Source organism: Caballeronia zhejiangensis (assembly GCF_000698575.1).
GTDB classification, from domain to species: domain Bacteria; phylum Pseudomonadota; class Gammaproteobacteria; order Burkholderiales; family Burkholderiaceae; genus Caballeronia; species Caballeronia zhejiangensis.
Genome location: NZ_JFHD01000003.1, coordinates 428,282 through 441,843 on the forward strand (window position 1 = coordinate 428,282; position 13,562 = coordinate 441,843).

Genomic DNA, 13,562 nt, shown 5'->3' on the forward strand with positions numbered 1-13,562 from the left:
GGTTTTCATTGCGTCTCCAGTTCATCGAGCAAGGCATCGATGACGCTCGCGGCGTCATGCGCGCCGCCCTTTTCATCGCGTGAAGCCAGCGCGGCGTCGATCGCGGCGGCGCAGCGCGCAAGCGTGCGTTCATCGAACAGCGTGCGCAGCGGCAACGTGAGCGACCAGTGCAGATTGGCCTGAGCGTTCGCTTGCGTCGCGAGCAGCGAGTGGCCGCCGAGCGTGAAGAAATCGTCGTCGCGGCCGATGGCCTCCACTCGCAGCACGCGCTGCCAGATTGCGGCGAGTTCGCGTTCCGTCTGCGTTCGCGCCGCCGTCACGATGCGTTGCGTTCGCGCCGGGGCCGGCAGCGCGTTGCGGTCGCATTTGCCATTCGGCGTGACCGGCAACGCGTCGAGTGCCATCACACGCGCGGGCACCATGTACGCAGGTAGTTGCGAACGCAACGAATTCAGCACGGCGCTTTCATCGAAGGTCTCGGATGCCGCGCATGAGACGTAGCCGATCAACTGCTCGTCGCGCACGATCACGACCGCATCGCGCACATCCGGCTCGGCGCGCAGCAGCGCTTCGATCTCGCCCGGCTCGATTCGTTGTCCGCGCAGCTTCACTTGCGTGTCGATGCGGCCGAGATAGTCGAGCGCGCCATCGTCGCGGCGGCGCGCAAGATCGCCCGTGCGATACAGTCGCGCGCCCGCGACGAACGGGTCGGGCACGAAGCGCTCCGCTGTCAGCGACGGCCGTCCGAGATAGCCGCGCGCGAGTCCCGCACCGCCGACATAGAGTTCGCCGATGCCGCCCGCGGCCACCGGATGAAGCGCTGCATCGAGCACATGCAGTTGCAGGTTCGCGATCGGATGACCGATAGGTACGGAAGCGGATTCGATATCGCCCGCGCTGCACGTCCAGTGCGATACGTCGATGGCGGCTTCGGTCGGACCATAGAGGTTGTAGAGCCGCGCGTTCGGCAAGAGCCTCGCGACGCGCGCGACGAGCTCGGGCGCAAGCGCTTCACCGCTCGCGACGATTCGCTCGATGCTCGCGCAGCGCTTCGCATCGCCGAACTCGTCGATATGCGCGACGAACGCCGCGAGCATCGACGGCACGAAATGCAGCGTGCTCACGCGATGCGCCTCAATGGCTGCGACGAGCCGCGCCGGATCGCGATGATCGCCGGGCGCGGCGATAGCGAGCTTCGCGCCCGTCGCGAGCGGCCATACGAACTCCCATACGGAAACGTCGAAACCGAACGGCGTCTTGTGAAGCACGACGTCGTCGCGCGTCAGGCGATAGGCGTCCTGCATCCACGCAATACGGTTCGCCAGCGCGCCATGCGTGTTGCCCGCGCCTTTGGGCTTGCCGGTCGAGCCGGACGTGTAGATGAGATACGCGAGATGCGCGTCGGTGACGTCGATGGACGCAGTGAGCGTCGCGTCGCCTTGCATGAGCGCATCGACATCGAACACGCGCGCCGTCGAAGCAACCGACTCCACGCGCGCACGCAAGTGCGTTTGCGTCAACACGACAGCGGGTTTCGCATCGTCGAGCAGATAGGCGATGCGATCCGCCGGGTAATCCGGATCGATCGGCAGATACGCCGCGCCCGCCTTCAACACGCCGAACAGTGCAACGACCATGTCGAACGAACGCTCGACGCACAGCGCGACCACCGTGTCGTGCGCGACGCCCGCTGCAAGCAACGCAGCGGCAACGCGATTCGCGCGCTCGTTCAACTGCGCATACGTGATGCGATTCACAATGCCGTCGACCGCGATCATCTCAAGCGCGATGGCATCGGGCGCGGCGTTCGCCATGCGTTCGAATTGCCGATGCAGTGGCAGGCTTTCGATATCGCTCCATGCGCGCGCTGTCGCATTGAAACGCGCGACGTCATCCGCGAGCGCGATCGTGCCGAGCGGCACATCGGGGTTCGTCGCAAATGCGTCGAGACATGTGGATAGCGCGCGATGCAGTGCCGCCACACGCGATTCATCCAGACGCGCCGCGTCGTATCCATAGTCGATGACGATAGCTTCGCCCGCCTCCACGACGAGCGTCAACGCGAAGTCGGTCGCTTCGATGTTGCGCAACGCGCGCATTTTTAGCGCGCGTTCGTCGCGGCCGGCCCATGCTTCATCGACGGGATAGTTCTCGAATACGACGAGCGTGTCGAACAACGCACCGCCGCCTTGACCTGCCCAGCGTTGAATATCCGCGAGCGGCGTGTGAGCGTGTTCGTGGGCTGCGGCGTTATCCGCTTGCAATTCGCGCAGCCATGCGGACGCGGCGCGTTGCGGCAGCGGCTCGGCGATCACCGGCAACGTGTTGATGAAGAGTCCCAGTACGCCGTCGATATCGGCGAGGGAGTCCGGGCGGCCTGCGACCGTCGCGCCGTACGCCACGCTCGCCTTATGCGTCATGCGCTGCAACACGAGCGCCCACGCGCCTTGCACGAGCGTGTTGAGCGTCACGCGCAGACGGCGCGCGGCGTCGGTGAGACGCGCGGTCATCGCAGGGTCGAGCGACGCGCGCCACGAGCGATGATCGTCGAGTGTCGGCGCCTTGCTCGCTTCGCGCTGCGCGATGCGCGTCGGTTCGCCGAGGCGTGCGAGACGGTCGGTCCAGAACGCTTGGTCGGCTTGCGCATCGCGTGTCGCGAGCCATTCGATGAAGTCGCGATAACGCGCCTTCGCGTGCGCGACGAACGGCTGCGCGCGCGGCGGCTCGATGTAGTCGCGCAGGACATCCGCAAACATGCGGGCCGTGCTCCAGCCATCGAGCAGCAGATGATGACGCGTCCACACGATGCGCCATTCATCGTCGGTGACGCGAATCAGCGTGACGCGCATCAGGGGCGGCGCGGCAAGATCGAAGCCGCGCGCGCGATCGTCGGCGAGCCACGTTTCGAAGGCGGCCGATGCATCGCTACGTTCGCGCCAGTCGATCACATCGAAAGGCAAGCGCGCCTGGCGATGCACGATCTGCATCGGTGCGGCTTCATCGGCGGTAAAGCCTGTGCGCAGGATGTCGTGACGCGGCACGGAAGCCTCGAAGGCCGCGCGCAGGCGGTCTACATCGGGAGCGATCAACGTTGCGGCAAACTGATTCACATACGTCGACTGCCCAGGCGCGAACAGCGAGTGGAACAGGATGCCCTGCTGCATCGGCGAGAGGGGATAGATATCGGCGATGCTGCGCAGATCCACAGGCAGGCGTTCGAGCGCCGCTTGCGTCAAACCGCCGTCGCGGGCGAGCGGGAAATCGCCCGGCGTCGCGCCTGCGCCTTTCATCGCGATGCGCCCGGCGCATGCAGCGACGATATCGGCGAGCGTGCCCTCGAATCGCTGCGCAAGCGCCTCGATCGTCGCGCGTTCGAATTGCGTCGCGCCGTAGACCCAATGCAGCCTGAGCGTGCGCTCCGCTCCATCGGCGACATAAGCGTGAATCGCGAGCGCGTTGCCGAGCGGACCGGAAGGATCGCGCTCGCAACCCGCGCCGCCGAAGCGCGGCGTGAACGCTGCGTCGCGCGAATCGAGCGAATCGAACTGACCGAGGTAGTTGAAGGTCACGCGCGGCCGCGGCAATGCTTCGAGCGAAGCGCGCGTCGCATCGTCGCCAAAATGGCGCAGCACGCCGAAGCCGAGACCTTTGTTCGGCACTGCGCGCAGCGTGTCTTTCGCGGCTGCGAGCGTTTCGATCGGCGATGCCTGCACCGGAATCGAAACCGGATAGTGACTCGTCAGCCATCCGAGCGTGCGGCTTGCGTCGATATCGTCGAAGAGCGGTTCGCGGCCATGTCCTTCCAGCTCCATGCGGCACGTCGCGCCGGTCGCATGAGCAAGCGCCGCGATCAGCAGTTCGATCGTCTGCGTGCGATAGGCGAGGTTGGCATCGGCGAGCACGGCACGCGTGAGATCGACTTCGAGCGTCTGTTCGATGACCGCGGCGTCTGCGTTCGTTGCCTTCGCTTGCGGATGATCGAGACGCAGGTCATCGCCCGCAGCGAGTGTGGTGATCCAGTATTTCGCCTCGTCTGCGAAGGGAGAGTGTGTGTCACGCGCGGCTGCCGCAAGGCGCGCGGCCCATTGCGACGCCGTCGCGCCGGTACGCGCAAGACTCGCGGTGCCGCGCGACTGCGCCGCTTGATATGCGCTCGACAGATCGTCGAGCAGGATGCGCCACGACACGCCATCGACGATCAGATGATGAATTGCCAGATAGAGCTTCGTGCGTCCGTCCGCAAGCGATGCAACGAGCGCGCATGCGAGCGGCCCGTGCGAAATGTCGAGCGTGCGCTGAATCGCATCGAACTGCGCAAGCGCATCCGTTTCATCGTTCGCGGCGACGGCTGCGAGCGGCAGCGTATCGAATGCCTTCGATGCCTGCACGATGCGCCATGCGTTAGTCGTGCCATCGCGCTCGAAGCGTTGCCTGAAGATAGCGTGATGCGTAAGCAGCGCATCCAACGCGCGCGCAAAGGCGTCGAGATCGAACGATGCATTCGCGTCGAATTCCACCGATTGATTCCAATGCCCGCGCTGCGGAATGTCGAGTGCGAAGAAGCGCAATTGCGCGGGCGTCAACGCTGCGCTTCCATCCGCCTGTTTCGTCGCGACGACAGGCGCTTTCGCTTCGTTCGTGTCGACAGGCTTCGCGACTAGCGCGAGTTGCGCGACTGTCGCGTTATCGAAAACCTGTTTCGGCGTGACGCGAAGGCCTCGCTTGCGCAGACGCGCGATTACTTGCAGCACGAGAATCGAATCGCCGCCAAGCTCGAAGAAGTTGTCATCGCGCCCGACGTGCTTCGCCTTCAACACGTCCTGCCATACCGAGGCGATGGCTTCCTCGGTGTCGCCGCGCGGCGTATCGCTCGTTACGACGGATTCGACCGGCTTCGATGCGATGCTGCGCAATGCTGCACGATCGATCTTGCCGTTGGCGGTCATCGGCAACGCGCGGAGCATGACGATCGTCGCGGGCACCATGTAGTCGGGCAGGCGCGCGCCGAGCGCATCGCGCAACGTCGAATCGTCTTGCGCGGAACCGGTCACGAACGAGACAAGCTGAAGACGCCCATCGCGATCGACGGGCAATGTTTCGGCCTGAGCCACGCCTTCGATCGCGCGCAATGCCGCGCTCACTTCGCCCGGCTCGACACGATAGCCGCGAATTTTCACCTGATCGTCGAGACGGCCGAGGAAGGCGATACGTCCATCCGCGAGCAGACGAACGCGATCGCCGGTCCGATAAAGGCGTTCGCCGCGCACGAACGGATGCGGCATGAAGCGCTCCGCTGTCGCCGCGGCGCGTCCGAGATAACCGCGCGCAACGCCCGGCCCGCCGATATGCAACTCGCCGATGCCGCCCGGCGGCACGCACGCGCCGGATGTATCGAGAACATAAGCCTCGGCATTGGGCATTGGGCGTCCGAGCGGCACGCTCTGCGCATTGCGTTCATCGTCGGCGAATGCAGACGCTTCGCACGCAATGGCGCCGACAGTCGCTTCCGTCGGACCATAGTGATTGATGACGCGGCACGAAGGCTTCAACGCCTTCACGCGATCGACCAGCGCCCACGGCAACGACTCGCCGCCCGTCACGAGCGCATGCGACGGCAACACATCGGCAGGATGCTGCGCTTCGAGCAGCGCGTGCAGATGACTCGGCACGATCTTCAGCACGCCCACTTCGCGCACGCGCATTTCTGCGGCAAAGCGATCCGGATCGAACGCGCATCGAGCAGGCAACAGATGCAGCGTGCGTCCCGAACACAATGCGCCGAAGAGCGTCGTATGACCGAGATCGGCGGCGACCGTCGAGACCATCGCCATCGATGCGCCAGGCGCGAACGCGAGTTCATCGAGCATGCCTTGCACGTAGTCGGCGAGCGCGCGATGCGGCACCGCTACGCCCTTCGGCGTGCCCGTCGAGCCCGACGTGAAGATGACATAAGCGGTCTGCGCAGGCGCAAGCTGCACGCGCTGCACGGCGGCATTCGCGAGCGATGCATCGTGCGCGAGCGTATCGACATCGAGCAGTTGAGCATTGCCGAGCGCGCGCGGCGCGTTGTCGTCGTTCATCGCGACGAGCGCGAAACGCGCGCCGCATGCGTCGATCGCGGCATCGATGCGCGCGTGCGGCATCGACGGATCGAGCGGCACCGCATAAGCACCCGACTTCATCGCGCCGATCAACGCAACGACGAAGCGCACCGAACGTTCGATGCACACCGCGACCGCCTGCTCCGCCTTCGCGCCTTTATGACGCAACGCGAGCGCGATGCGGTTCGATGCGTCGTCGAGTTCGGCGTAACTGATCTGCGTATGCGCGTCCGCAAGCGCGATGCGATGAGGCGTCGCGCTCGCGTGATGCGCGATCAACGCGAGGATATCGTCGGCTTCGAAGTTCAGTGCGCGGCCTCGTTGCACGTCGCGCTGGGGCATGCAATCGAGCGATGCGATCGGGCGCGACGGATCGCGCACCGCATCCGCGACGAGCGTCGCGAAGCTCGCAAGCCATGCGCGCGCGGTGGCTTCATCGATGCAATCGCACGCGTAAGCCGCGACGAGTTCGATGCCGCGAACATCGTCGGTGAGGTCGAGCGCGAAATCGAAACGCGCCGCGAGATCGGGGCCGGGCGTTGCAATCGCCGATGCGTTCGGCAACGCCGATGTCAACGCTGCATCGAACTGCTGCGCGAGCTTCACGCGCAGCCACTCGTCGCCACGCGCGACGGGCGGCTTCACTGCATCGAGCACGCGATCGAACGGCACGTCCTGATGCGCGAACGCATCGAGCGCATGAATGCGCGTCGCTTCCATCAGATCGGAAAACGTTTGAGCCGCATCGACGCGCGCACGCAACGCCAGCGTGTTCAGGCACAGGCCGATGAGCGCCGCCGTCTCGGGACGCTGCCGATGCGCGACCGGCGTCGCAACAACGAAATCGTTTGCGCCCGTAAGCCGATGAAGCCACGCGTCGAACGCGCTCAGCAACACGACGAACGGCGACGCGTGCTTCGTGCGTGCAAGCTGACGCAATGCGTTCGACGTATCGGCGGACAAGCGCAACGTTACGCGTTGCCCGCGATGATCGCGTTCGGCTGGACGCGCGCGATCCAAAGGAAGCGCGAGCGGTTCAGGCGCGGCATCGAGCGCCTTGCGCCAGAAGCGAAGCTGACGCGCGCCCTCTTCACCCGCGACGAGTTCGCGCTGCCACTGCGCGTAATCCGCGTATTGAATCGGCAACGCGGCAAGCGAAGGCGTTTGGCCTTGCGCGTACGCGCTATAAACATGCGCGAGTTCATCGAAGACGATGCGCGAGCTATAGCCATCCGTGATCGCGTGGTGCGCCGCCAGCATCAGCCGGTGCGATTCATCGCCGGACGATGCGAGCGTCGCGCGCAACAGCGGACCATTCGACAAGTCGAACGCTTCGCTCGCGTGACGTTCTTCATCAGCATTCGAACTGTGATTCACACGCTGAATCGTCACCGGCAAGGACTTGTGAATGCGCTGCATGACGACGCCGTCTTCGTTCTCGACGAGCGTCGTGCGCCATGCCTCGTGGCGTTCGATCAAATGATCCAGCGCGCGTTGCAATGCGTTTGCATCCAGCCTGCCGCTGATGTCCCAACGACCCGCGACGTGATACGCCGCGCCCGCGTCGCGCGTTTGCGCGAGCACCCAGAAGCGCTGCTGCGCGAACGATGCCGCGCGATCGACATAAGGCGCATCCGACGAAACCACGCTTCTCACGATGACCGGATCGCTCGCCTCCTTCTCGCTCGCATCGATCGATGCGGCCAGTGCTTGCAGCGGCGGATCGTCGAAGATCGTATCGAGCCGCAGATTCACGCGCCAGTCGATGCGGATCGCCGCCTGCAACTGCATCGCCGCGAGCGAATCGCCGCCGCGTTCGAAGAAGCGATCAGCACGTCCGATGGGCGCGGCATGGTCGAGAATGCGCTGCCACGTTTGCGCGAGACGGCGTTCGGTATCGGTCGCCGGCTCGATGTAATCCGCGTCGCGCGACATCGACGTTGCGCGATCCGCCTGCTTCTTCAACGCATCGCGATCGAGCTTGCCGTTCAACGTATAGGGCAGGCGCGCGAGCCTCACATACCGATGCGGCTGCCAGGCTGCGGGCAAATGTTCCGCGAGATATGCCTTCAACGCGGCATCGCTTACAGCTTCATGTGCGGGCGCGAAACAGGCGGTTAGTTGCACGCGTCCGTTCGTCGAATCGGCGAGCACGGCTGCGTCGCGAATGGATGGATGCGCGCGCAAACACGCGGCGATTTCCGCAGGCTCGACGCGCACGCCGCGAATCTGCACTTGGTCATCGATGCGGCCGAGATAGTCGTAGGCGCCATCGGCACGTTCGCGCGCGAGGTCGCCCGTGCGATAGATGCGCGCGCCCGGCTCGCCGGAAGCATCGGGCACGAAACGCTCCGCCGTGAGCGCAGCGCGACCGTGATAGCCGCGCGCGATGCACGCGCCGCCGAGCAGCAACTCGCCATCGTCGATGCGCGCGACACGCGGACCGATCACGCGTCCGATGGGCAGCGACGCATACGCATCGGCATCGTCGAGATCGGGCGTGACGTGCGGCTCGACGGGCCAGAGCATCGGCGAGATGACGGCTTCCGTCGGACCATATCCGTTGATGAGGCGCTGCGCCGCGAATACACGACGCACGCGCGCGAACGCTTCACGCGACAGCGCCTCGCCGCCGAACGCGAGCACGCGCAACGAGGCCGGCACGCCTTTGCGCTCGGCAACGGAAGCGAATTCGCGCAGATAAGCAGGCGGAAACGCGGCCACATTCACGCGTTCACGTTCGATCAACGTATGCGCTGCTTCGGGCGCGAACGGCGGCGGCGCCGTGATGACGACGCGCGCGCCCACGGCCAGCGGCGCGAGCCAGCATTCGTGCGCCGCATCGAAGTTCACCGATGCGAAGTGCAGCAAGCTGTCGCCCTCGCCGATGCCGAGCGCCGCCACAAGTGCATCGCAATGCGCGGCGAGCGGGCCATGTTCGACGACGACGGCCTTCGGCGTGCCCGTCGATCCCGACGTGTAAATCATGTACGCGGCTGCGCGCGGATGCACGGGCGCAGCGTCGTTGAGCGCGGGTGCATCGGCGATGTCTTGCTCTGCGTCGAAGCATCGCGTGAAGCGCGCGCGCATCGCATCGTCGGCGTGTCGATCGACGATGCCGTGCGCGAGGCGCGCATCGTTCGCGATCCAGTCGAGACGCGCGGCAGGATGATGCGGATCGAGCGGCACGAATACGCCGCCCGCCTTCAACACGGCAAGCAGCGCGACGAACAATTCACAAGAACGCTCGACGCATACGCCGACGCGCACTTCAGCGCCGACGCCCGCAGCGCGCAGACGCGCCGCGAGCCGCGACGCGCGGGCATCCAGTTCGCCGCGTGTGAGACGTGCGTCGTCATGTGCATTGAATGCGAGGGCGGGCGCATCCGGTTGAAGGCGCGCGAGTGCCTTGATACGAAGATGCAGCGCGGTCGGAAAACTCGTCATCGGCATGAATTCCTTCGGGTTCCGGCCGCATCGGGAAAAGCTGCGGCACGAACGTGGGCCGCTGAAAATGCGGCTTCATTCGGGATGACGATTCGCGCGAAAAAATTTTTACCGCTTTTCATGCGCTAAAGATTCGTCGTGCTGAAACGTCTCTATGTAGAGGTGCGTTCAGCGCCGCTTTCCGACTTCAGTTCAGTGATGCCCTGCCAATGACTGCTATCCACGAGCCTTTAGATTCTTCCGCCACGCAGAAGCCCGCTGCGCGCCTCATCCTCGCGCTGCTCAAGCGCTCGCGCGGCGCATTCGCGGTGGCGCTCGTCGCCTGCGTGATGAACGGCATCGCGAGCGTGATGCTCGTCGCGACGCTCAATCGCGCGCTATCGACGCCTTCATCCGCCGATGGCGCGCTCGCCTGGCGCTTTGCGTTGTGCGCGGTCATCGCGCTCTTCACGCGCGTCGTATCGGGCGTGCTGTTCGCGCGGCTCTCGCAGGACACGATGGCGCAACTGCGCGAGCATGTCGCGCGGCGCGTGGCGGCGGCGGAGTTGCGCGATGTCGAGCGCATCGGCGCGGCGCCCGTTCAGTCCGTATTGACCGACGACGCCACCAATGTCTCCATGCTCTTCTTCGCGTTGCCGAACATCGTGATGCACGGATCGATCGTGTTCGGCTGCCTCGGCTATCTCGCGTGGCTGTCGTGGCCGGTTTGCCTGCTCGCGCTCGCGGCGATCATCACGGGATCGCTCGGCTATCACCTCGGCGACAAGCGCGCGATCGCTTCGCTCGAAGCGGCCGGGCAATCGCAGGACAAGCTGTTCGGCTATCTCGGCGCGCTCTTTGCGGGCGCGAAGGAATTGAAGCTGCATCGCGCGCGCTCGCAGCAGTTCGTCGATGGACAACTCGGCGCGGCAATCGGCGAAGTGCGCGATCATCGGCGGCGCGCGTTCAGCGCCTATGCGATCGGCGTGGGCTGGATCGTCTTTCTGTTCTACGGCTTTCTCGGTGCTGCGGCGTTCTGGCCATCGCTCGGCGTGCGCGCGGATGCGGGCGCGACAGCAGGCTACGTTGTCGTGTTTCTGTTCATGCTGGTGCCGCTCGATGGTCTGCTCAACAACATTCCCACGCTGAACGCGGCGCGCGTTTCGCTGGCGCGCATCGAGAAGGTGATGGCGGAGTTCGGCAGTCTGCGCGTGTCTTCTGTTTCTGTTTCCTCCGCCGATGATGCGGGCTTTCACACGCTCACCATGCGCGGCGTCGCGCACTCGTATTTCCATGAACGCGACGAGCGCATGTTCCGCATCGGTCCCGTCGATCTGACGTTCAGGCCGGGTGAACTCGTGTTCATCGTCGGCGGAAACGGCAGCGGCAAGACCACGCTTGCGAAAGTGCTTACAGGGCTTTATGAGCCTGAATCGGGCGTGATCGAAGTCGATGGCGTCGCGGTCGATGCAACGAATCGCGCTGCATATCGCGAGCGTTTCACTGCCGTGTTCAACGACTTCCATCTGTTCGATGCGCTGCTCGGCATCGTCGATCCGAACGATGCGTCGCGCGCGGCCGCGGATGCCCGCGCGAATGCGCTCGTCGCGAAGCTGTCGCTGGATCACAAGGTGAAGGTCGTCGATGGCGCGTTCTCGACGCGCTCGCTTTCCACAGGTCAGCGCAAACGGCTTGCGCTGGTGGTCGCGTATCTCGAAGACCGTCCGCTCTATCTCTTCGATGAATGGGCCGCCGATCAGGACCCGGCATTCAAAGCGGTGTTCTACGAGCAGTTGTTGCCGGAGTTGCGTGCGCGTGGCAAGACTGTCATCGTCGTGACGCATGACGACCGCTATTTCTCCATCGCGGATCGCGTGCTGAAGCTGGAGAACGGAATGGTCGTGAACGAGACGCGCGGCGGCGGCGTGAGAGCGGCAACGCTCGGCGTTCAGGCGAATGGCACATCGGGTTGAACGATGAACGGGGCGCAAGGCCCCGTTTTTTCAATGCTTCGGCAACGCAAGCAGCTTTTCGGTAATCATGTCGCCGAGCTTCAACGCCGACATCGGCCCGCCGAATCCCCAGATATTCGGTTCGACGAGCGTCACGCGCTGTGCCTTCTTCGCGGGCACGAAGCGCCATATCGGCGAATCGAGTGTGGCATCGACGGACGTCGCCGCATTCGATGTCGTCACGAACAGCACGGCCACATCCGGCCGCTTCAGGAAGTCCGCCGACGTCACATACACCGTGCCTTCGCGCGTGGGCTTTTCAGGCCACAGATGAACGCCGAGCGCACGCGCGACGCCCGCCGCCGTGCTGTTACCCGTATAAGCCCAGTATCGGTCGGGCAGGCCGAGGTCTTGCAACAGCGCGAAGCGCGTGCCCGTCAAACCCGCTTCCTTCAGACGCGCGGCATCGCGAGCCAGTCCCGCATCGAGCTTGGCATCGGCGATGCGCGCCTGCTCTTCGCGTCCTGTCATGCACGCGATCGTGTGAAAGATGCTGCGCGTCCATTCGAGCTGCGTGCGCGCGCCGTCGGCTTTGCCGTTCTGCACATCCGGGCTGAATTGAAACAGCACCGTCGGCGCGATGCGATCCAGCGCCGCGAAAATCGGCGCATGTCGATAACCCACGCCGATGATCAGATCCGGCCGCGTCGATGCGATCGCTTCCAGACTCGGTTCCTGACGCGTGCCGACCGCCGGCACGCCTTCGAAGCGCGCGCTGTCGTAGCCGATCCAGCCGTCGTAATACTCGGGATCGACGACACCGACGGGCGTCATGTCGAGCGCGGCCACGTCTTCGGCGAACATGAATTCGAGCACGACGATGCGCAACGGGCGCGCAGGCATCGTCTTGCTGAATTGCGACACGGTCGGATTGCCGGCGAGCGGCGCGCAGGCGAGCGCGCGCTGACCGGAGAACGCGATGCACAGACACGCTCCAAGCGCTATCGAGAGATGGCGTCTTGCAAAGCGAGTTCTTCGTCGCGCATCGTCAAAAGCAGCGGGCAGCTTGCGCACAGTTGCGTCTCTCCGGGAATCTCATAGCGCACGCAGCATACGCGGCGCGCGCGAAACGGGTTGGGCAGAAGCGTCGATCGCGGCGTCGCATCGCGGATCGGCGTGCGCAGCGGATTCGCATCGCCGGCGCGAAAGAGCCAGGCCGCGTCGATATCGGCATCGCTGAAAATCGACCGGCAATTCGCGAGCGAATAGTCCAGCACGTTGCCCGCGTTGCTCCACAGCACGCGCGGTGCGATCTTCGTCATGCCCGCGATCATGCCGATCACGCTGTCCAGATGCGCGACGAGACTCGCATAGCGGCGCGCGGGATCGGCATCGGGTGCGCGCAATGCATCGGCATCGAAATGAAGCGCGGCGGGCATGCCCTCTTTCAGCACGAGATGCGTGCGTTCGGGCGACATATCGAGCGGACGCCCGAGCAGCCTCGCCGCCGCCACGCCCGCGGGCGCCGCGAGGCCGAAGTAGTACTTGCTCCATTGCGACAGCAGCGCGCGCGCATGAAGCGCGGCATCGCCGCCATAGAGCGCGATCATCGCGGCGAGCAATGCATCGCGATGATCGGCGAGCGATGTCAGCGCGATGCGTTGTGCATCGTCGTCCGGCTTGCCGAGCCACACGTTCTGCAGATACGGCGCAAGCTCGGGCGGCGCGAATTCAGCGAAGGAACGCGCTTGCTCTGTCATCGCGCGCGACCCTTCTCGCGACGCGTTTCGATGACGAGCAGCGCCAGCATGTAAGGCGCGCCGATCAGCGCGGTCAGCACGCCCGCCGGAATCTCGCGCGGCGCGAGCAGGGTGCGCGCGGCGAGATCGGCGGCGGCGAGCACGAGCGCGCCCAGCAATGCCGCGAGCCAGAGCCGCGTGCCGTGCGTGCGCGCGCCGAGCATCGTCGCGAGATGCGGCGCCATCAGGCCGATGAAGCCGACCGGCCCGACCGCCGCCACCGCCGCGCACGCGGCGAGCGTCGCGACCGTGAGCACGAGCGGACGCAGGAGCGCGATCGGCAG

Annotated in this window: 5 protein-coding genes; 1 reads left to right on the forward strand and 4 read right to left on the reverse strand. The window is 65.1% G+C overall.

The features are described 5' to 3' along the window. Window positions 1–5: 5 nt before the first annotated feature. Entirely contained in the window at window positions 6–9,548 is a 9,543-nt protein-coding gene (locus BG60_RS07870; protein ID WP_034471008.1) for a non-ribosomal peptide synthetase, read from the reverse strand. Between the two features lie 209 nt (window positions 9,549–9,757). On the opposite strand from BG60_RS07870, the gene BG60_RS07875 reads away from it, so the two are divergent. Beyond that, window positions 9,758–11,500 carry a cyclic peptide export ABC transporter gene (locus BG60_RS07875; RefSeq protein ID WP_051996438.1) on the forward strand — a complete coding sequence of 581 codons (1,743 nt, stop codon included), beginning with the start codon at window positions 9,758–9,760 and terminating at the stop codon, window positions 11,498–11,500. Between the two features lie 30 nt (window positions 11,501–11,530). Here BG60_RS07875 and BG60_RS07880 read toward each other — a convergent pair whose 3' ends face one another. The 3 genes from BG60_RS07880 to BG60_RS07890 all read right to left on the reverse strand — a co-directional run. Next, window positions 11,531–12,484, reverse strand: coding sequence for an ABC transporter substrate-binding protein (locus BG60_RS07880; protein ID WP_051996440.1), 954 nt, complete (start codon window positions 12,482–12,484; stop codon window positions 11,531–11,533). Then, window positions 12,481–13,239 carry a siderophore-iron reductase FhuF gene (gene fhuF / locus BG60_RS07885; protein WP_008347638.1) on the reverse strand — a complete coding sequence of 253 codons (759 nt, stop codon included), beginning with the start codon at window positions 13,237–13,239 and terminating at the stop codon, window positions 12,481–12,483. The genes BG60_RS07880 and fhuF overlap by 4 nt, the downstream gene beginning before the upstream one ends. Then, a partial coding sequence (locus BG60_RS07890; protein WP_034471012.1) for an iron chelate uptake ABC transporter family permease subunit occupies window positions 13,236–13,562 on the reverse strand: 327 nt, incomplete at its 5' end. The genes BG60_RS07890 and fhuF, both read right to left, overlap by 4 nt.

Bases quoted from the DNA above. Each gene is read 5' to 3' on its own strand.
- fhuF (WP_008347638.1), bottom strand. From the start codon at position 13,239: ATGACAGAGCAAGCGCGTTCCTTCGCTGAATTCGCGCCGCCCGAGCTT.
- BG60_RS07870 (WP_034471008.1), bottom strand. From the start codon at position 9,548: ATGACGAGTTTTCCGACCGCGCTGCATCTTCGTATCAAGGCACTCGCG.
- BG60_RS07875 (WP_051996438.1), top strand. From the start codon at position 9,758: ATGACTGCTATCCACGAGCCTTTAGATTCTTCCGCCACGCAGAAGCCC.